Annotated in this window: 18 protein-coding genes, 2 tRNA genes and 1 pseudogene; 8 read left to right on the top strand and 13 right to left on the bottom strand. The window is 42.0% G+C overall.

Features of this window, described 5'->3' with window-relative positions:
- The first annotated feature begins 31 nt into the window (after window positions 1-31).
- From AY607_RS02875 to phoR, 3 genes are all read left to right on the top strand, one after another.
- On the top strand, window positions 32-709 hold the full coding sequence (locus tag AY607_RS02875; RefSeq protein WP_064096939.1) for a TetR/AcrR family transcriptional regulator: 678 nt from the start codon (window positions 32-34) through the stop codon (window positions 707-709).
- 251 nt (window positions 710-960) lie between these two features.
- The gene (gene phoB / locus AY607_RS02870) at window positions 961-1,671 is read left to right on the top strand and encodes a phosphate regulon transcriptional regulator PhoB (protein WP_064096938.1); all 711 of its coding nucleotides are present in this window, start codon (window positions 961-963) and stop codon (window positions 1,669-1,671) included.
- Between the two features lie 26 nt (window positions 1,672-1,697).
- Window positions 1,698-3,056 carry a phosphate regulon sensor histidine kinase PhoR gene (phoR, locus tag AY607_RS02865; RefSeq protein WP_064101711.1) on the top strand — a complete coding sequence of 453 codons (1,359 nt, stop codon included), beginning with the start codon at window positions 1,698-1,700 and terminating at the stop codon, window positions 3,054-3,056.
- A gap of 48 nt (window positions 3,057-3,104) precedes the next feature.
- On the opposite strand, the gene AY607_RS02860 is transcribed toward phoR, so the two are convergent.
- Entirely contained in the window at window positions 3,105-3,755 is a 651-nt protein-coding gene (locus tag AY607_RS02860) for a glutathione S-transferase family protein (RefSeq protein WP_064101710.1), read from the bottom strand.
- Between the two features lie 159 nt (window positions 3,756-3,914).
- Window positions 3,915-4,862 (bottom strand): pirin family protein, encoded by a 948-nt coding sequence (locus AY607_RS02855; protein ID WP_064101709.1) that lies wholly within the window; start codon window positions 4,860-4,862, stop codon window positions 3,915-3,917.
- Window positions 4,863-5,363: 501 nt separating this feature from the next.
- Here AY607_RS02855 and AY607_RS02850 point away from each other — a divergent pair.
- The gene (locus tag AY607_RS02850; protein WP_064101708.1) at window positions 5,364-6,686 is read left to right on the top strand and encodes a GGDEF domain-containing protein; all 1,323 of its coding nucleotides are present in this window, start codon (window positions 5,364-5,366) and stop codon (window positions 6,684-6,686) included.
- 193 nt (window positions 6,687-6,879) lie between these two features.
- Window positions 6,880-8,097 (top strand): annotated as a pseudogene (locus tag AY607_RS15355) (GGDEF domain-containing protein).
- A gap of 141 nt (window positions 8,098-8,238) precedes the next feature.
- Here the strand turns inward: AY607_RS15355 and guaA are convergent.
- Together guaA and AY607_RS02835 are read right to left on the bottom strand one after the other, a co-directional pair.
- Window positions 8,239-9,807, bottom strand: a complete 1,569-nt coding sequence (gene guaA / locus AY607_RS02840; protein ID WP_064101707.1) for a glutamine-hydrolyzing GMP synthase — start codon at window positions 9,805-9,807, stop codon at window positions 8,239-8,241.
- A gap of 191 nt (window positions 9,808-9,998) precedes the next feature.
- A complete protein-coding gene (locus AY607_RS02835) occupies window positions 9,999-10,361 on the bottom strand; it encodes a NirD/YgiW/YdeI family stress tolerance protein (protein WP_064096933.1) in 363 nt (120 codons plus the stop codon).
- Window positions 10,362-10,632: 271 nt separating this feature from the next.
- On the opposite strand from AY607_RS02835, the gene AY607_RS02830 reads away from it, so the two are divergent.
- Complete coding sequence (locus AY607_RS02830; protein WP_064101706.1) at window positions 10,633-11,271, top strand: DedA family protein; 639 nt, start codon at window positions 10,633-10,635, stop codon at window positions 11,269-11,271.
- Between the two features lie 21 nt (window positions 11,272-11,292).
- Here AY607_RS02830 and AY607_RS02825 read toward each other — a convergent pair whose 3' ends face one another.
- The 5 genes from AY607_RS02825 to AY607_RS02805 form a co-directional block, all read right to left on the bottom strand.
- Window positions 11,293-11,886, bottom strand: coding sequence for a hypothetical protein (locus tag AY607_RS02825; RefSeq protein WP_064096931.1), 594 nt, complete (start codon window positions 11,884-11,886; stop codon window positions 11,293-11,295).
- A 197-nt stretch (window positions 11,887-12,083) separates the two neighbouring features.
- On the bottom strand, window positions 12,084-12,476 hold the full coding sequence (locus AY607_RS02820; protein ID WP_064101705.1) for a hypothetical protein: 393 nt from the start codon (window positions 12,474-12,476) through the stop codon (window positions 12,084-12,086).
- Between the two features lie 13 nt (window positions 12,477-12,489).
- On the bottom strand, window positions 12,490-13,326 hold the full coding sequence (locus AY607_RS02815; RefSeq protein ID WP_064101704.1) for a ParA family protein: 837 nt from the start codon (window positions 13,324-13,326) through the stop codon (window positions 12,490-12,492).
- Between the two features lie 96 nt (window positions 13,327-13,422).
- Entirely contained in the window at window positions 13,423-13,815 is a 393-nt protein-coding gene (locus AY607_RS02810; RefSeq protein WP_064101703.1) for a SirB2 family protein, read from the bottom strand.
- A gap of 9 nt (window positions 13,816-13,824) precedes the next feature.
- On the bottom strand, window positions 13,825-14,133 hold the full coding sequence (locus tag AY607_RS02805; protein WP_064096927.1) for a BolA family protein: 309 nt from the start codon (window positions 14,131-14,133) through the stop codon (window positions 13,825-13,827).
- A 233-nt stretch (window positions 14,134-14,366) separates the two neighbouring features.
- On the opposite strand from AY607_RS02805, the gene AY607_RS02800 reads away from it, so the two are divergent.
- Window positions 14,367-14,439: transfer RNA gene (locus tag AY607_RS02800), tRNA-Gly, on the top strand.
- Window positions 14,440-14,487: 48 nt separating this feature from the next.
- Window positions 14,488-14,563 (top strand) — tRNA-Gly (locus tag AY607_RS02795).
- Window positions 14,564-14,738: 175 nt separating this feature from the next.
- Here AY607_RS02795 and AY607_RS02790 read toward each other — a convergent pair.
- The 4 genes from AY607_RS02790 to AY607_RS02775 are packed head-to-tail and all read right to left on the bottom strand — an operon-like array spanning window position 14,739 to window position 20,542.
- Window positions 14,739-15,998: a capsule biosynthesis protein gene (locus AY607_RS02790; protein ID WP_064101702.1), complete on the bottom strand. Its 1,260-nt coding sequence runs from the start codon at window positions 15,996-15,998 to the stop codon at window positions 14,739-14,741.
- A 7-nt stretch (window positions 15,999-16,005) separates the two neighbouring features.
- Window positions 16,006-17,991 carry a capsular polysaccharide biosynthesis protein gene (locus tag AY607_RS02785; RefSeq protein WP_081408790.1) on the bottom strand — a complete coding sequence of 662 codons (1,986 nt, stop codon included), beginning with the start codon at window positions 17,989-17,991 and terminating at the stop codon, window positions 16,006-16,008.
- Window positions 17,992-17,994: 3 nt separating this feature from the next.
- The gene (locus tag AY607_RS02780) at window positions 17,995-19,158 is read right to left on the bottom strand and encodes a hypothetical protein (protein ID WP_064101701.1); all 1,164 of its coding nucleotides are present in this window, start codon (window positions 19,156-19,158) and stop codon (window positions 17,995-17,997) included.
- Between the two features lie 10 nt (window positions 19,159-19,168).
- Window positions 19,169-20,542: a bifunctional cytidylyltransferase/SDR family oxidoreductase gene (locus AY607_RS02775; RefSeq protein WP_064096924.1), complete on the bottom strand. Its 1,374-nt coding sequence runs from the start codon at window positions 20,540-20,542 to the stop codon at window positions 19,169-19,171.
- Window positions 20,543-20,835 lie beyond the last annotated feature (293 nt).

Here is a 20,835-nt window from a genome sequence, read left to right as displayed (position 1 = left end):
AAATCTTTATACAGATGAGCACTCAGGCCTTATGACCGATTCAATCGACTCAGCAGTGAAACCACGAGCCGCCAAAACCAGACAACGTCAGTTTAAAGGCTTGTCGATGGCGGAACGGCAGCAGGCGCGTCGTGAAAAGTTGATCGAAGCTGGCATTGAAGCCTATGGCAGTTATGGCTTTTTTTCAGTCACGGTCAAAGATATCTGCAATGAAGCCAAACTGACTGAACGTTATTTTTATGAATCTTTCAAGAAAAGCGAAGATCTGTTTCAGACCATTTTTTTGAAACTGATTGATGAACTGCAACAGAATGTGATGCAGGCCATGATGCAGGCATCGAGTGATCCGAAAAAAATGATCGAAGCCGGTTTGACGGCCCTACTCACCACCTTGCGTGACAATCCACGTATGGCCAGGATCATTTATATTGATGCCATGCTGGTACAGGAACTGCATAATCAGGCTACCATTCATGAAACCATGTCGCGTTTCGACCGTATGATTCATGCTTTTGTCATGTTAATGATGCCGCAGTTAAATCGTAGCGAGCAGGAAATTTCCCTGGTGTCGACCGGTTTAAATGGTTATGTCACCCAAATTGCCATTCGTTGGGTGATGAGCGGTTTTAAGCATTCGCTTGAGGAGGTTTTATCATCCTGCAGTGTGGTTTTTTTAGCACTATTAGAGTCATTTTCCGAGAAAAAATAGCTGTTAAATCATCTTTATTCAATAGGTTTTATGGGTTTTCCAGTGAAGTTGTGAATTTATGCTTTACTACGAAAACAGGTAAAATTAATTTATGATTTTTTAACAATTTTCTGCGCGACATTTGTCACAAATCTTTGTGAATTTCAGCAGTTTTTCCCTTTCTGCAATGATACTGTCATAATTAGTCTTTGTAATAAGCCTGTCATAAATATAAAACGGCTCACCGTTTACATGAAATAGGGTATTGCGTTGTGAAAGATGACTACATATTAATCGTCGATGACGAGCTCCCGATTCGGGAAATGATCCATACCTCTCTGGATATGGCCGGTTTTCAGTGCTTGCAGGCAGAAGATGCCAAGCAGGCGCATCAGATGATTGTGGATCAGCGTCCGGCACTGATTTTGCTGGACTGGATGATGCCAGGTGGTGTCAGCGGTGTGGACTTATGTCGTCGTCTGAAACGTGATGAAAGCCTGTCTGAAATCCCGGTGATCATGCTGACAGCACGCGGTGAAGAAGACCACAAGGTACAAGGTCTGGATGCCGGTGCCGATGACTACATGACCAAACCGTTCTCGACCCGGGAACTGGTTTCCCGGATTAAAGCGGTATTGCGCCGTGCCAATGCCCTGAGTGGTGAAAAAACCATTGATGCTAACGGACTGATTCTGGATCCGGTCAGCCAGCGGGTGAATTTTGGCAATAATATTCTGGAAATGGGACCAACCGAATACCGTTTGCTGGCATTCTTCATGACCCATCCGGAACGTGCCTATACCCGTGCGCAATTGCTGGATCAGGTGTGGGGCGGTAACGTCTATATTGAAGACCGGACCATTGATGTGCATATCCGTCGCCTGCGCAAGGTGCTGGAACCCTATGGCGTGGACCGTTATGTACAGACTGTACGTGGTACAGGTTATCGTTTCTCGACCCGTTCCGATGTCGCTTTAGGTTAAATATCATTTAAGGTAAATCTTGTTTTATGTATGAACCCTACCCTGTCCCCGAACTGGCACGCGAGCACAAAAGAATCCGTTACAGCAGTTTATGGGATTTTGCCAAACAGGATTTACGCCTGCTGGCTTTTTTTCTGATTATCGCCAGCTTTATCGGTTTTGGAATTGGGTATTTCTGGATTTGTATCGTAATCGCCTTCGTGGCGTTCTTTGCGACCCAGATGCGTTCTTTATACCTGGTCAATGAATGGATTTCCAACCGCCCCTATGATGTTCCGCCCAATATTGGCGGAATTTGGGGTGCACTGCTTTTCAATGTTTACCGCGCCCAGCGTCAGGAACGGATTGTTCAGGCAGAAATGGTTGAACTGATCGATCGTGCACAGTCTTCTCTGGTAGCCTTGCAAGAAGCTGTCGTTTTAATTGATGAAAACCAGCAGATTGAATGGTGGAATCCTGCTGCGGAACGTCTGCTCGGAATCTCGAGTGATGACCGTGGCCGTAATATCCTGACCTTGCTGCGCCAACCGAATTTCATTGAATATTATCATCATATTGATGAATCTCCAGACGGCCTGAAAATGCGTTCTTCACTGTTTGAAGACCATTATGTACAGGTCAAAATGACCCGTTTTGGCGGAGAAAGCCGGGTACTGGTCGCTTATGATGTCACCCGGATGCATAATCTGGAACAGATGCGTAAAGATTTTGTCGATAATATTTCCCATGAACTGCGGACTCCTTTGACCGTGCTTAGTGGATATATTGAAACCTTTACCGATCAGGAAGACATCAATCCACGCTGGAAACGCGCCTTTGATCAGATGCAGTCGCAGACCCGACGCATGAATGCACTGGTCAATGACCTGCTGTTACTATCGCGTCTGGAAAATGACAAGAATATTGCCAAAAATCAGATCATTGAAATGCCGAGTCTGATGAACCAGCTGTTCGATGATGCCCAGGCCTATAATATGGATTATGGTCATACCCTGAATCTGGACATTGACAGCCATTGCGATCTGATCGGTTCAGACATGGAACTGGCCAGCGCTTTTAGTAATCTGATCACCAATGCCATCAAATATACGCCTAAAGGTGGCACCATCACTATCGGCTGGCATGATGATGGTGAATCGGCCTATTTTGTGGTGCAAGATAACGGTATCGGCATTGATCCCAAGCATCTGCCACGTCTGACCGAGCGTTTTTACCGCATCGATTCAGACCGCAGCCGCCGTACTGGCGGTACCGGTTTGGGACTTGCCATCGTCAAACATGTGCTGATGCAACATCAGGCACATCTGGAAATCCAGTCCAAAGAAAACCAAGGTTCCACGTTTAAGGTAGTTTTCCCCAAAGAACGTCTCAGCTTCCCGGACTAATCTCACAAAATCAAAAAAGGTGCCATCGGCACCTTTTCTTTTAAGCATTTAAGAGCTGATCTGTTTTTCCCTGCTCAGTGCACGCGCATAGGCTGCACGTTGTGAGACCCGTTTCAGATAGGCTTGAATGACCGGATAACTTTGGCCTGTCCGGCTCTGCATCGCTTCCAAAGGAAAACTCATCTGAATATCGGAAAAACTGAAATGTCCGGCAAAATAATCATGCTCGCTCAAATAGCTTTCCAGAAACTGGATATGATCTTTTAAGCGGCTCTGTACAAACTGTTTCTTCACTCCATCACAGATTTTCTTGGCTACAGGCCGAATCAGCAACGGGGTATGTTTTGGTACAGTGGTCATCACCAGTTGCATCACCAGCAGCGGCATTAACGAACCTTCCGCATAATGCATCCAGTAACGGTACTGGGCCTTGTCGGCAGGATCTTCGGGACGAAACTGCTGCTGTTCGTCATAGGTTTCCTGTAAATATTCCAGGATCGCTGCAGATTCCGCCAGTACCTGACCCTGATCGACCAGAATCGGAGCTTTGCCCAATGGATGGATCTGTTTTAAGGCCGGTGGCGCAGAAAGATTGGGCTGACGCTTATAGTATTTAACCTCGTAATCCAGTCCTAACTCTTCCATGGCCCACAGGATACGAAATGACCGTGATTGTTCGAGATGATGTAAAACACGCATATTAGACTCATGATTTTATTGTTCTTGCTCATTGAGCATAGCAAAAAGCAGCCGACTCCAGCTCATTTTTTGATGACTGTAATGATATGTATCCCATGTTGCAGATTCACTCTTTGAGTTCAATTCAGCCAGCGCTTTATATTCCCATCATTTTAGCATTTATCGTGAAGCACGCATCCGCTCTGGAAATGCAGGAGCTTCTAAACGTGGCCCATCATAGGCTGGAATAGAACCAAAACGTTCATGCCCTTCTATCCATTGTTCCCGTGCAATTTTAAGGTCCTCTACCGTACGCCCGACCAGATTCCACCATAATAAAATCGGGCTTTCAAATGGCTCTCCTCCAATCAATAACACCCGGCTTCCGGCATGAATTTCAGCATTGACCTGTTGCAACCCCGGCTCCAGGATCAGCATATTATCCTCTGTCAGTTCATGTCCATTTATACTGGCCGTACCTTCAAGGACCATAAAGCCATATTCAAATTTCGGATTCAGTGGCAAGCGCATACTGCCACTTTCATCTGCATACAGATCCACGCCCAGCAATTCACTATGCACTTTAACCGGCGATCTGGTATTTAAATATTCTCCAACCAGCACGGTAAATTCGATACCCTGCTCATTGACCACCGGTAATTCAGGATAATGGTCAAACCCGGGTGCCATATTGATCTTGTCATCCGGCAAGGCAATCCACAACTGTGCTGCATGCATATGGGTCTCACTTTCCGGAGAGACTTCAGTATGTGAAATACCATAGCCCGAGGTCATCAGATTGACCTGCTTGGGACGAATCAATTGCTGATTTCCCAGACTGTCATTGTGCATCATGCTGCCCTCGATCATCCAGGTAAAAGTCTGCAGCCCGATATGCGGATGTGGTCCGATATCCAGACCATCTCCTTGCGGGAAACTGGCCGGACCGGCGTGGTCGAGAAAACACCAGGCACCTATCATGCGCTTGTGTCTGCTTGGCAAGGCACGTTTAATCACGGTACCCTGCCCGATTTCTGCGCGGCGTAAAGGAAATTCCTGAATAAACCGGTTTACATACTTTTCACAATCATCAGAATTGGACAGTTCAATATCACTATTGGTCGACATGGCTGAGTTTACCTCGGCATTTTCATTCTAGTTCCGGAGTGGGTGAGACATTCACATTAGACTGATCCAAAATGCCCCTTGCTCAGGACAATGTACAGGGTCTAGATTCAAAATCTATCTCTAGAAATATTTAGATACGTATTAAGTATTCTAATGGCTACCCTATTTAAAATCTGAACAGCTGATACGATTTGTATTGTAAATACAAATACTTGAGTTAGCTTAAAAATTTTTGATGCAGCTACCTGGCTTAAGGAGATGATATGGGGTTATACAAAGAAGTATTGCGCAACCATGTTTCACGTGAAACGAATGAATAGTTTTTTAAATTCTGGAAAATAAGATGATTTTTCATGTATTTCAAATACTTCCATTATTAAAAAACACAAATTTTGTTACGTTTTAAATGTAAAAACCTTCCGGATACCCAATTTTTGGGAGGTTATTTTTTATTCAATCACGGCATAATAGGCACCTATAAAAATAATACTGGACCAGGACATGTCTGCTAAGAATGAGAATATATATTCAACGACGAATGTATCTTTTCAAAATTCGACGACTGATAAATCACTAAAACTATCTGAATGTGATCTGAAAAACCGTCAGCTGATTGAACAGGCGCTGACAGATCCGCATGCCCGTATTCCTGCTCCGTTTCAGCAATATTTCTATGATTATGTCTATACCCATAGTCATCAAAATTTGCGTCAAATTAACTATCTGGCGCAAATAGCATTTCTTCTGTATTTTTTTGCCGATATTCTGATTATTCCAGACATGTTTTTTATGTCCGGGCTGATACGTGTGGTTCTGGTTCTGGGCGCACTGTTTTGCTGTTATTACCTGTTTAAAAAATATAAAAACATTCAGGTTCTGGATAGAATCGTGCCTATAGGTACGACTGTGGCCGCAGCGGCCTGGATTGGCTTACTGGTACTTTCAAGTAGTCCTCATGTGGCCACCTATATTTATGCCTCTGCGATTTTTATTCTTGTCGCCAATCTCTGTATACAGACCCAGTTTAAAGTCGCGGTCTATTGTTCCATCTTGATTGCCCTGTTTATCATGCTGGGGGCCAATCAGTTAATGAGTACATCTCAAGCTTTTATTTTTGCAGTAGTTTTTAGTCCTCTCTGGTTTTTTAGTATCTATATTAACTGGAATAATATTCTAAATGTTCGACGTTCGTTTCTGCGCTCCCTACTTGACGAATGGAACTATCAAACCTTAAAAAATCTCGCACATACCGATGATTTGACCCAGCTATATAATCGTCGCCATTTTGTCGATATGGCTGAACGCTCAATTCATCAGTGGCCTAAACATGCCAGTAGCTGCCTGCTGATGTTTGATGTTGATCATTTTAAGAATATTAATGATAGCTATGGACATGATGTTGGTGATCGGGTATTGCAACTCATTGCTGAAGTGACCCGTAAAGAAATGCGACATAGCGATGTACTGGCACGTTTTGGCGGGGAAGAATTTATCGCCCTTCTGGAGGATACTCAGCTACAAGACAGCCTGGTGATTGCAGAGCGAATTCGTTGTGCTATTCAAAAGCAGTACATTTATGTCAAACCTAATCATGCCATCCGATTTACTATTTCGATCGGGATAGCAGAACTGGAATCACATACCCAAACTCTGGAAGACCTGATCAAACAAGCGGATATTGCTTTATATCAGGCCAAAAAAACTGGACGCAACCGGATTGAAGTCTATCATCCCGACATACTGGATCAGGCCAAGCCTGCAACAGACAATCCCTGGAATGTATTTAAATCGAGCACTCAGCCAGTTCAATCAGCCACAAATTAAAGTTGAACCCAGATTGGTTTGTTATAACAAGCCAAGCTCATCCTGAGAAGTATTAATCAGATATTTTCACCTGATCAAATAAATTTGTTTCTTCACTTTTAAAAAATTTAACAAAAGAATAGAATATTTTTTATACAACTATATATAAATTTCATCTTATTCATTTTTATAAATTTTAAGTTGGGAAGGCTGCATGCCTCATGATTATGAAAAAGAATCTCGTAGCTTGATTCAGGAGGCTCTTCAAGAGCCGCTTGTTCGTATTCCTGCACCCTTAAAACCAGCTTATTATGCTCATCAAAAACAACTTACTTTAAAATACCTATTACAGGTTAATTTATTTGCACAGCTGGCCTATGCATCCTATACCCTTGCCGATATTGTGGTACTCAACGATATCCTTACTTTGCTCATTTTGACCAAAATCAGCTATACCCTTCTGATCGTCATGGTGACGATCTGGATGTATCATTCTTACCGCAATCTGCCTGTCTTTGATCTGCTCTTGCCCACTTCAGTTATTGGTGCAAGTGCCATCTGGTTCTTTAACCTGAATCAGTCCGAAAGTGCCTCTGTCCTTATTTATCAATATGCATCCCTGGTCTTTATTGTGTTGGCCAATTTGTGTGTACAGATCCGTTTCTGGCCGTCTTTGATTACTTCAGGCCTGATTACTCTGGTTATTTATCTTGGTGTATATTTCAATACCCATGCTGACCCGTATCAGATATTTTTATTTTCCTTGATTTATCTGCCGGTATTAACCTTCAGTCTTTATATCAGCTGGAACTCGACCTTAAAATCACGCATTGTATTCCTGCAATATACCCTGAATGAATATAATCGTCAGGCCTTTGAAAATATGGCACATACTGACTCACTCACTGGCCTGAACAACCGTCGATGTTTTGAATAACTGGCTCAACAACTGGTACAGCAGAATCTTGCTCGACCTGCACCCATGAGCTTACTGGTATTTGATGTTGATCATTTCAAGCAGATTAATGACCGTTATGGGCATGATATTGGAGATCAGGTCTTACAAACGATAGCACTAAGCACCCATAGTGAAATGCGGCAGCATGATATTCTGGCGCGCTATGGAGGCGAGGAATTTATTGCTTTTTTACCTGAAACTTCTCTCGATGATGCTTTAAAAATTGCTGAACGTTTAAGGCATAAAATTGAAAATATCGTGATCGACCTAGACAGTCAACATCGTTTCAGTTTTAGTATTTCTATTGGTGCTGCCATTCTGGAAAGCTGTGAAACCGATTTACTGACCCTGATTAAACAGGCTGATATCGCCTTATATCAGGCTAAAGCCAATGGTCGGAATCGGGTTGAGGCTTATGATCCAGATCAGAGTTTAGATGGAGAGCTGCAAAACTGGCAGGTTAAGCCGGCTTAAGTCTCTTATCTATTTAAAAAAGTATAAAAAAGAGCGCCTAAGCACTCTTCTTTAATTTGGAAAGTTTAGATTCCTAAACTGCCGCGAGCATAGCGCTTGGCGTAATTTAGACGGACAGCAGTGCTGTCCGAAACCCCTAAATTACTCCCATTCAATCGTTGCAGGTGGTTTAGACGATACGTCATACACAACACGAGAAACTTCAGCAATTTCGTTCATGATACGGGTCGAGATTTTATCGACTAAATCATAAGGAAGATGCGCGAAACGAGCCGTCATAAAGTCCACGGTTTCTACCGCACGCAGTGCAATCACCCATGCATAACGACGGCCATCACCGACTACACCCACCGATTTCACTGGCTGGAATACTGCAAAGGCTTGAGCCGTTTTATCATACCAACCGCTGGCACGCAATTCCTGCATGAAAATGTCATCCGCAAGACGTAAAATGTCTGCATATTCTTTTTTCACTTCACCCAGGATACGCACACCAAGACCTGGGCCCGGGAATGGATGACGATAGATCATGCTGTGTGGCAAACCTAAAGTCGTACCCAATTTACGTACTTCATCTTTAAACAGGTCACGTAACGGTTCAACCAGTTCAAACGCCAGGTCTGCCGGCAACCCACCCACATTGTGATGCGATTTAATCACATGCGCCTTGCCCTGCTTGCTTGCGGCAGATTCAATCACGTCCGGATAAATCGTACCTTGAGCCAGGAATTTTACGCCATCTAATTTACGTGCCTCTTCAGCGAAGACTGCAATAAATTCACGGCCAATAATCTTACGTTTTGCTTCAGGATCAACCTCACCTGCAAGTGCAGTCAGGAAACGCTCTTCTGCAGCGGCACGAATCACGCGGATACCCATGTTATCTGCAAACATTTGCATCACTTGATCGCCTTCGTTCAAACGAAGCAGACCATTGTCTACAAACACACAAGTCAACTGATCACCAATTGCTTTATGCAACAGTGCTGCCACTACAGATGAATCCACACCGCCAGAAAGACCAAGTAATACTTTTTCATCACCAATCTGTTGGCGAAGCTGTTCTACACGTAGATCAATAATGTGTTCTGGTGTCCACAGACCGCGACAACCACAAATTTGATGAACGAAGTTCGACAGTAATTCTGCGCCTTTAGAAGTATGTGTCACTTCAGGATGGAACTGAATACCATAGAAACGGCGAGTTTCGTCAGAAACCATCGCAATTGGACAGCTTGGAGTTTGTGCAGTGATCTGGAAGCCTTCTGGAATACGGGCAACCTTGTCACCATGGCTCATCCAGACATGCAACTGGTTTTCACGGTCCTGTAAATTACCGATCAGCTTGTCACGTACGACAATATCTACTTCTGCATAGCCAAATTCGTGTACATGACCCGGCTCAACTTTACCGCCAAGCTGTTCGCACATGGTTTGCAGGCCATAACAAATACCCAATACCGGCACACCCAGTTCGAATACCACTTGTGGCGCACGCGGGCTGCCTTCTAGGTGAACACTCTCAGGTCCACCAGACAAGATGATACCGTTTGGATTAAATGCACGAATGTCTTCTTCAGACATATCATAGGCATACATTTCAGAATATACACCAGCTTCACGAACACGACGTGCGATGAGCTGACTATATTGAGAACCGAAATCCAGAATCAGGATACGATCTTCAGTAATTTGAGTATTGGTAGTCATGACGAACAACTATGAAAGGCAAACGAAAGATAAGCGCCGTATTCTAGCATTTTTCTTGCATTTAAGCACACTATTCCAAAGCGTTTAAATATTAAACAGTTAAGAAATTATAGAAATTGATGGCTTCATTTTTGGCTGGTTCACAGGAGAGCAGACTTCCGCTGCTTTCCTGTTCCAGCCAAATGAATGGTTTATTTCAGGTGTTCAATCTGAATCACTTCAATATCGGTGGGTTTATTGCGGTGCGTATCGACCTCGCCCCAGACTTTCACCCGGTCGCCTGCTTTGAGTTTTAATCTTTTCCAGTGGTCATCATCCACATCAATCATGATGCTGCCGGTTTTATCTTTTAATTCAAATTCATCACTTTGCGCTGCACGCTGTTTGACGATCTGGCCTGTTAAGGTCACGCCGGTTTCATCTTTCATTTTGTGTGCCTGAGCAATACTGACCACATTCTTTTTGGCTTCTGCCAGAACAGCCTGATCGGATTTAGCCCAAAGTGCCGGACTGACAGCTGCCAGAACTAGTGTCACAAGAATATATTTTTTCATATGTTTTGACCTGCTATTTTTATGATGATTCCATGATCTAAACAGAAAGCTGGAGCAGACGCTGCAGAAGTTATGTAACACCATGATGACCTTGTGTAGTCTGCTCAGAAAGCTCCAATAAAAATCTGTAAATACGCTGATACATCCATTTTTAAAATGACAGGATTAGCCTGAAAGCAGAAAAATAAGCCGCAAAATAGTCGACTTTTATTACTGACTTTAGAGGTGATCGCTGTTAGGATTTGAGCACACTTTTGCTTGTACTGGGCTCATGGAACTGATTGATTTTATCTTGCATGTTGATGATCACTTGCTTGAATTTATCACCAATTACGGGATCTGGATTTATGCCATTCTTTTCCTGATTATCTTTGTGGAAACAGGTTTGGTGGTCATGCCGTTCCTGCCTGGTGACAGCTTGTTATTTGCAGCAGGTGCTTTGGCAGCGTCTACAGGTGCGATGGATCCCTGGGTGCTGATTCCGCTCCTATTTGTTGCGGCAGTGCTGGGTGATACCCTGAATTATCACATTGGTAAATATATTGGACCTCGGGTGTTCGAGATTGAATCACGCTTTATCAATCAAAAACATTTATTGGCGACTCAGCAATTCTTTGCCAGACATGGGGGTAAAACCATTATTTTTGCGCGTTTTATTCCTTTTGCCCGTACCTTTGCACCCTTTGTAGCCGGTGCTGGCAGCATGAATTACAAATATTTCCTGACCTATAATGTGGTCGGGGCATTTGCCTGGATTAGCTCATTTGTAATCTTGGGTTATATGTTTGGCAATATGCCGATTGTTAAAGACAATTTTACCTATCTGATTTTCGGCATCATTATTTTAAGTGTATTGCCAGGTGTGATTGGCTTTATTCAACAAAAGCTTAAAAAAAGCACAACAGCTTAATATTTTTTATAGCCTGCGCATTTAATCCCACAGCTTGATCAGGAGTGGGATCAGACAAAGCAGGACAAACAGAGCCGCGCCTTTATAAATGAGGCCGGCTTTTATTTTTTCAGAATGACTGCTCAAAATTGCCTGACCAAAAATCATCCAGAAAACCCCTACAGGAATGGTACTCAAGCTAAAGGCAGCAAAAACCAGCACGAAGTTGGTCGGACTTTGCCAGGTTTCCATGGGTAAAATTCCTGAGGCCAACAGGGCTGCTTTAGGATTTTTTAAGGTGGCCCTAAACATTTGCCAAGGACGAATCTGAGGATGGTTCTTATTATAGCGCTCTAACTGTTGGGCCTTATATAAATGCAAGGTCATCCAGCCCACACAGATGGTACTCAGTACATAGACCACACCTTTAAAATTTGGCCAGATCGGTGAAGCCAGATGAATCAACAAAGCCCAGACATTAATGGCATAAAAATAGCCCATCAGAATGGCAGGAAGATAAAGACTGGTTTTGGGCCGTCCCTGCTGATAAGCGGAACTGGCCACCAGGGCATTGGCCGGCCCTGGAACCATCAGCACAGCAATAAGTCCTAAAACAAATAACCAATTTTCAATCATCGCGATGAACTATTCCGGGCCTATGTTCTAGCTTAATCAATATGCGAATATCATGACAAGCTTAAAAATTTCAGACTTCTATACAGGCCGGTCAATTTCACGTGAGTTTTATCTTAATTTAAACCGCTCTATTCTTGGTGAAAGCAATAAAAAATGCCGACCCGAAGTCAGCATTCATCCTTTTAATATAGAATGATTTATTTAGGTATCGCCTGCCGCACGATCATCGGGCAGTTCTTATAACGTGCAGCCTGGACAATCGCTTCCTGCTCGCCTAAAAGTCGTGCCAGTTCGGTTCTTTTGGTATCAGATGACTGTCCCATATTGACTGAGATACTCGGACCAATACCCCAACCACCGTGACTGCCCCAACCACCGCCAAGACCCACACCTACACCCATGCCAGTACGTTTCGGTGGTTCGACACCATTATCAATATACTGCTGAATACGGTTATATTCACCCTGTAGTTGCGAGCAACCCAAAGTCTGATACAGGGTTGGCGACACATAAGTCGGTTTTACCGTCGTTGCACAAGCACTGAGTAATGCAAGTGCAGCAATACTCAGGCCGATTTTCACAAGTTTCATAGCTAACTCGATCTTAATTCTGCTCTATCTCATTGAACAACGATTGATAGGCCTGAGTCAATTTATGATCAGTAGCCAAATGAATCAAAGGCAGATTTTTCTGATGAGATTCTTTCATCAAGATCGACGGTGGCAACATACTGTCAAGCACCGGTAAGCCTTCATCTTTGAGCTGCTGTACCACTTCACGCGGTAATTTGGCCTGTGCCTGAAACTGGTTGACGACAATGCCTTCAATTTCCAAATTTTCATTATGGTCATCTTGGGTTTCAATCACATTTTCAATCAGGGTCTGCAGGGCGCGTTTAGAAAATACGTCACAGTCGAAAGGAATCAGCACGCGATCTGCTGCAATGAGTGCGGAGAGGGTAAAGAAATTGAATGCAGGCGGTGTATCAATAAACACCCGGTCATAATGTCCCGACAGTTGTTGCAAGGCATCTCTTAACTTGTAAATCTTGTGCTTGGATTCCAGGGCATGAGCCAATGTCCCAAGTGTAGGGCTGGCCGGAATAACATCCAGATGCTTAAAAGAGGATTGATGCACATAGCTTTCCAGACCTTTGCTACGACTTTTTAAAATCGAGCCAATGGCATTGCCGAGCAGCCCCTTACTTTGCTGGTTGCCGAGTACATCTTCAAAATAGTTTTCGATATTCGGTTCGAGTGCAGGCTTGTCACTGGAATACGTCGCATCATCGCCTAGCACATACTGGCTGGAGTTAGCCTGCGGATCCAGGTCGATCAACAAGGTTCTTAAGCCCTGATATGCGCTGATCGCTGCCAGATTGACGGTAATACTCGACTTGCCCACCCCACCTTTTTGATTAAATACCACACGTGTACGCATGTCCCCTCCTGTCAATTTTTAATTACTTTTACTACATTTGTACTTTTTAATTATTCAGATGTAATGGTTATGCTGATCGTCATAGCCAGTCTGCTTTTAGCCAAAATTCGGCTTGATCATCACCAGGGCCAGAATAGACATCAATGAAACCACAGCAATAAATAAGCCAGCCCGACGCTGTACCAGCAAAATCGAATCATCTTTTTTATAGGCTTTGCCTAGAGAGGACACCAGTACCAAAAATAAAATAACTTTGGCATAGAACCAGGGCTGCACATCAAAATCTTTAAGGAAAAGCGACACGATACCGGTCAGTACAATCACCGTGATGGCGAAATGCTGCAAAGCCACTAATGCGGTGCGTGCTACCGGATTAGGCATATTTCCCTGTGTGCCGACAAACAAGGTCAAGGCACGGGCAAGAATGGCGACAATTGCCAGTCCTGCTACCGACATATGGATAATCTTGACTAAAAGTTGGGTTTCCATCATTTCCTCTTAGTTTTTTGGTGCATGGGCACAAGCAGGACTGCTCGTATCCTGTCCTGTCCATTCTTCAGGTAAAAATGCATGAATCGCCAGCGCATGAATCTTGTCTTTCGACAGCAGATCACCCGCAGCAGCATAAACTTTCTGATGACGCTGGACGGGGCGCAAACCGGCAAAAGCCTGACTGACAATGACGGTTTTAAAATGCGATTCTTTTCCCGGGAAATAACCGCCATGGCCCGAGGACTCATTAACTACTTCCAAATAGGTTGGGGATAATTGTGCCAAACGGTCTTTCAGTTGTTGTTCTAAGCTCATGGCCGGACTCCAATTTTGAAAAATATGGTTTCAGTATACCTTGTTCTGCGAAGTATTTTGGCAGTCTATATGGGTGCAATCCGTTGATTGTGGCTAAGTTTTATAAACTACCAGATAAATATTGGCTATTTAATGTCTAATCCAAAGGATTTTGATTTTATTTTATGCAATTGATGCAAGATTTTTAACAAAGGTGTTGACCTCATTTTTGCATGCTGTATTATACACGGCATGCGGGAATAGCTCAGTTGGTAGAGCATAACCTTGCCAAGGTTGGGGTCGGGAGTTCGAGTCTCCTTTCCCGCTCAAAATTTTTTCATTTAGTTTTTTCATTTAAAAAACTTTATAGACTCCGCGGGAATAGCTCAGTTGGTAGAGCATAACCTTGCCAAGGTTGGGGTCGGGAGTTCGAGTCTCCTTTCCCGCTCCAGATTCTAAGAAAAGCCCTGATTTTTCGATCAGGGCTTTTTTTATTTTAAATTCTTTTATCCTCTTCAATGAATTTCGGGCAAAAGTATTTTATTTAAGGATTTCTCTCAACAAGATTTCTAAAATTTCTAAATTTTACCAGTTAATTATATGAGCCATGAAGGCTCTCATCCCGATCAGATGGAAACAGGATTATTGACCGGCTGCATTTCTACATCTACCTCGATATGCGACAGATCATAGTGATCCATCCAAGGTGAAGCACCATAAAATGCCCCGTTTAATTGAGAATAATTAATCAGCTCTTCACGGAAGTAATTAAAATACACCTGATCCACCTTACCTGGATTCCTCCAGAATTTAGCCAGTGGCCGTTGGTTGGTCAGCTTAGGCAAGTTATAGAGTGCATAGCCCAATACCTTGACAGGAATATGGTGATACAAAGCCTGAATGCCTGTCGTACTATTTACCGTGACAAAACCCAGGCTATTTTTTAAAAGCGTAGGTAAATGGATATCACAAAAATAGTGAATCCGTCCCTCCACATCCTGCGATTTAGCCAACTTACGGATATAAGAGGCATAATTACGATAGCCACGATCCATTGGATGATGCTTAAGTACTAAATGATGATGCGAATCTGCATGTCGTGCAAAATCCCGAATCACCATTTCAATATACTTTTTCATACATTTCAAATCGGAATGGGTACGAATTTGAAAATCGTTATGTACTTGCAGGGCAAAAACAAAATAGCGTTTTTTATGGCCCTGTATAAATGTATTAAACCGGCCGTCTTCTACAAAATAGTTTTTAATGCGCCGCACACCTGACCAGATCCAGTAATAAACTTCAGCCCAGATACTCATCTGCCGGTGGTGTTTATAATGGGGGTATTTCCATGAAAAAATCAGCATAAACAGATAATAGATCATCACACTGACTACCATTGAGCGGTAGCTATTATTGACTTCGGAAATTTCCTCAATCTGGCTATGCTTATGTTTTTTGGCTTTTAACTTCAAATGCGATAAAAAGTTGGAAAAGAAATTAACCCCGTCCTGCTCAAAGGTAATGTAGTTTGGCCGGATATACCCTTCTTCAAAAGCGAAAAAGTTAATCTGATGCTTCAATGCTACTTTTTTTGCAATCTGATGGTATTGACGGCAGTCCCCAAAACATACGACAGTATCAATATCCTGGGTTAACAGCAGATCCTCAATCCAGGCTGAAAATTCAGAAGAAGCACCGGTAAAATTAAAATTGTATTCAAAAGAACGTGAAAAAAACTGATCACCACCATTCAAGTTTACTTTAAAGCAATGAATATCATGATCTTTTAGCCATGCAGAAAAACGATTAAAAAAGTTCCCCATCGGGCCCTGTAACAAGAGGACCCGCTCAGAAAGTAATAAACGATTTATATGAACTGACATAAAGCAATTAACCTATTTTTTTTAGTATATTATATAGAGCTAATAATACACGTTTATACCTTTCGTTATAACTTACCGGTTGATCTAACTGTTTTTTTATATAAGCAATTACATCTTCAGGTCTGACCAAGGGGATACCCGACACCTCGGTATGCGCTAAATTATAGGTCGGATATTCTACAAGGGTTACATACAATAAATCCTCCAATGTAAGATGTCTATTGCGTCTTTGTGACAAGTATCTATCCTGTGTCAAGCCCCAGCCTGCATAGAAAGGTAATCCATAACAATAGACCTTTAGCCCCCGAATTAAAGCTTCGAAACCACTTAAGGACGTTATGGTATGTACCTCATCACAAATTTCAAAACACTCTAAAATGGAAGTATCAAGTTCAACCTGATCGGCATAATGCAGCATGTCCGGTTCAGGAATTTTCCCTGTGCGTAGTCCGCTCTGGACATCTGGATGTGGCTTGTAAATAATATAGCTGTCCGGATGGTTTTCCCTGACCTGCTTGAGCAGCCCCAGATTGGTTTTAACCCCCACTCCCCCGAGCTGAATCGACATATCATCTTCCACCTGTCCAACGACCAACAGAACACGTGAATGTGGAGGACGTGTTAATGATTTTTTTGTGCCGACATTGTATTTTGAAATATTTAAATCAATAAGTAATTTTCTTAATCGCTGTGCGCGGTCAATCTGCTCTGTACTTAAATTCACATTTAAAAGCAGCTGTTCTATTCGTGAAGGCTGTGTAGCATCATAGTAAATGCCGACATTGTCAAAAACCAGTGAACAGGGCCGGATCAGCTTCGCTCCTAGGCCAACAGAACGAATAAATCCATCTTCAACAGTAGTGACTTGTTCATAAGCTGATTCTTTTAATAGCTTGGCTCTTTTCCCCCAAGCTAAAATATAATGATGTTTATGCGGTTTAAAATAACGCTGGAATTTCAGCTTGAGCTGAGGAAATGCGAAATAAGCTGCAATAAACTTTTTTTTCCAGGGACTAAACCCATAGGCTATATACGATTGGGCCAGTTGTTGTTGGAACTGTATATTTGGAATAAATAAATCGAGGATTTCCTCTAACTCGCAGCGCTGTCCGGTTACTGGATTAAGATAATGTGCATACTGCAAATACGCACAGGCAAATAAATGCTGCAAGGAGTGATTTTGTCTGCGTCGCCCATTTAAAATATGCAGAGGTGCGTGATGATCTTGGGTAAGTCCCCAGCCTGCATACCATGGCACACCAAAACAGTGAACTTTTTTCCCACACAGTAAGGCTTCAAAGCCTAGCTGTGAACTGACCACATAGACCTCGCTTATATATTCCAATAGTTCAATCGGATTATAGGCCTCAGTTAAAACCCGGATATTTTCAGAATCCAAGTCCTGCGGTTGAAAATGAGATTTTGCCTTTCCCGCCATTACATCAGGGTGAGTTTTGACCCAAATAATCGCATGCGGATGATCGTGACAGGCTTGTGCCAACATGGTCTTAAAGGTTGCTGGGGTAGCACCTGCATATTTAATGGATTGATCACCAAAAGTTTGATCAACAACCAAAACATGTCTAGTTGTCTGTTCAAATTTAGCAGGATCGATGCTTTGGAATTTTTGATTATATTTGGTGACTTTATGGCTTAAAATTGTCTGAATGACGGATGAAGCTCGCAGGTTTAATTTTTCATTTTCAGGTTGAACAATCAGTTGTTCCAAGTCAGAAGGCTGTAAGGCATTAAAGTAAATGCCTGTAGTGTCAGCAACCAGAGAAAGAGCTGCGAAGCCCTGTTTACCCAACCCCAAAGAACGGATAAAACCGTCCTCCAGGCAGAGTATTTTTAAGCTCTTTTCCTCTGCCAAAGCTTGGGCTTTGAAAAAACTTTTTTTGCGTCCCCAGCCTGCTGTATGATTTTTATAAGGTTCTAACAGGGGCTTCCAAGCCTGCATTGAATTTTTTTCTAAGTATTTAAATAACAACATGAATTAATATAATTCCAAATTTTCCCGATAATTTTTGATCTTGTTCTCGTATGCAAACCCACACAACCATTGTATACGTTGTCTAAATGACATTAATCTCAAATTTTCCTCAAAATAACCAATCAGATAATCATCATGTTTTTGTATTTCATCTTTTTGCTGTGAAAAACTGAAGGCTTCTACATTAAAGTTTTGCAAAGATCGTGTGGTTGCATACAAATATTGCACCCGGCGCGGAATAATAAGCCTATTCAAATAATCCTGATCAAAAAGTACTAAAGTCGGTATCTTATTATTAATCAGCTGCATTTCCATCGCCGAAATATCAGTCACCGCAGCTGCAACTTTAAGCTTAGGCTTATAGGATTGTGAAATAAGCGTATAACCCCGATAAGACCAGTGATCTGCTAATTTGATTTGTGCTTTCACCACTACAATTTCAAGCGATGATTGCTTCAGCTCATTTAACATCTTTTTGAAATGAACCAAGTATTCTTTATCCCGGTGTCCTAGGTTAGGATGGGGCTGTATATACAGCTTTTTTATCCCATATTGCTGGATAATATGTTTTAAAATTTTAGTGGCTTGCAGTCCAATCGAGGAATAATTCTCCTCAGGTACGCCGCCCTCCCAAGTAGGAGCATAAAGCAGGCTTTGGCTATCGGATGCGAATACATAAGCATTTTGACCAATAAAGGTATCACCCATTGTTAAGACGCGATGTTCATGCTGAATATTGTATGAATTAAAAATACTTGCCTTTAAAAACCGCTCAATACCTACCTGTCCTGAGGTAATAACAAAATCGTAAATTCTTATAATCGGTTTAATAGAAGCCAGTTTATGGCTTTCACCATGGGTGACAAAAATATGGGTTAAATCACGGCGTGCAGTAATTTTACAATTTGACTGTGCATTAAACAGATAAAATACAACCTTATGTGAAATAAAATTCAAATCGCTGTTTTTACGTATAAATTTATATTTTATCCGCTGTGAACCTAGTCTATTTTTTATATATTTTTCAATATCTTTATAATATTTAAAATAAATACAGATACAGTCATCAGCATTAAAAATATCTGCCTGAAAATAACTTATGAGTTGATCTATGGTACCTTCAATTTTTGAGTCTATATAAATGTAATACAAATTATTTCCAGGCATGGGCAGCTTCTTATCGACCGTCTTTTCTAACGTCTACAATTATACCGGTATTCTGCGTACCCAGCACTTTTAAACTGGCCAAGGCAACCTCCTGAGCAGACAATAATAATCCGGCAGGCTCTATACCGAAGTTCGCTGTTCGCATTGGGGTAGCGGTACGTTCCGGATTAATACAGGTCACCCGAATGCCTTCATTACTCCACTCTTCAGCTAAAGCTTGAGTAAAGTTGACAATCGCCGCATTTGTTGATGAATATACTGCATAGAAAGCACGGCCTCGAGTATAAGAACTAGAAGTAAAATTCATTAACATGCCAGAAGTTTCTAGCAGATAGGGTTTTGCTGCAATGGCCACATTTACCGCGCCGGTATAATTCACACCAATTAAAGAGGTGAGTTCTTCTATACTTAACCGATCAATAGGTTTCTTGATCAGAAGTCCGGCTGTATTCACCACATAGTCGATGTGACCCATTTTTTTCTTTATAGTAGACAGATAAGCTTTAACACTTTCCAGATTACAAATATCGACCTGATTATATGAACGACTGGCAATTTCTACATTCGCCCCATGTACCAAGGCTATATTTTTCATTTCCAGGCCAATACCACTGCTGCCACCAAAAATGACAATATTTTTATCTTTTAAAAAATTTAAGCTGTCGCCATTTTTAAACGGAATATCATGAGCAGACTGTAGAAACTTTTCTGCAATAAATAAATCAACCGGATGGGTAACTTTAATATTGCGTTCATTTCCCTCAACCGTCGCCACACGTACCTGAGGCAACATGGCACGCACTACCCCGCAATCACAGGTAAAGGTCTTTCGATTCATTTCTAATGCTTTACTATAAGCAAGTTGAATAGTACCCAAGGTGAAAGCCTGGGGCGTCTGTCCACGGCGCATAAATGAGCGATTGGGAATATTTGAAATACATCCATCATCATAAACTTCCACGAGAGTGTCCGCAGATGAAATCACGACATCAACAGCATCAAAATCCTGCAGCGCTGTAAGACAATTAGAAATAATCTGGTGATTCACCAAAGGCCGTACTGCATCATGAAATAAAACTTTACACGTCGCATCATTGCCTCTTAGGGCTGTCAGTGCTGAATAGGTTGAATCAAAGCGTTCTGCACCACCTGTCACGACTTTAGTAATTTTTGACCAATTATTCTTTTTAATGATTTCCCAGGTACGGTGAACATTCTGGGTCTGGGAAACAATAATAATTTCGTCAATATCTTCGGAACTCTGAAATACATCGATGGTATATTCAATAATTGCTTTACCGGCAAGTTTAGTAAATTGTTTGGGCAAGGCTCCACCAAAGCGTGAACCAGAACCACCAGATAAAATTACAGCAATGTTTTTCATTATCTTCTCAAAATTTTTTGTTCTTTAGTACAGCGTTATACCGAATAAGGTATAAAGGTATAAATATAGTTTTGAAAGATAGCATGAATTAGAGCAACAGCACTAGAGTGGCTGTCATGGCTACAAGACTCTGTACAAATCACTTAATTGTCAAATGATCTATTGCTTTTAGAACATATGCTCTACAAAATAGCTTATCAATTGGCTCAAAAAAAGTATCATGGATAATCAAGAATTAATATTAATTTACAATAACTTAGTTAAATCAAAGCAGAAATCTCAGTCTCCTGTTA

Source organism: Acinetobacter sp. SFA (genome assembly GCF_001647535.1).
Classification (GTDB): Bacteria; Pseudomonadota; Gammaproteobacteria; order Pseudomonadales; family Moraxellaceae; genus Acinetobacter; species Acinetobacter pecorum.
This window is presented reverse-complemented; position numbering and strand designations above follow the sequence as displayed.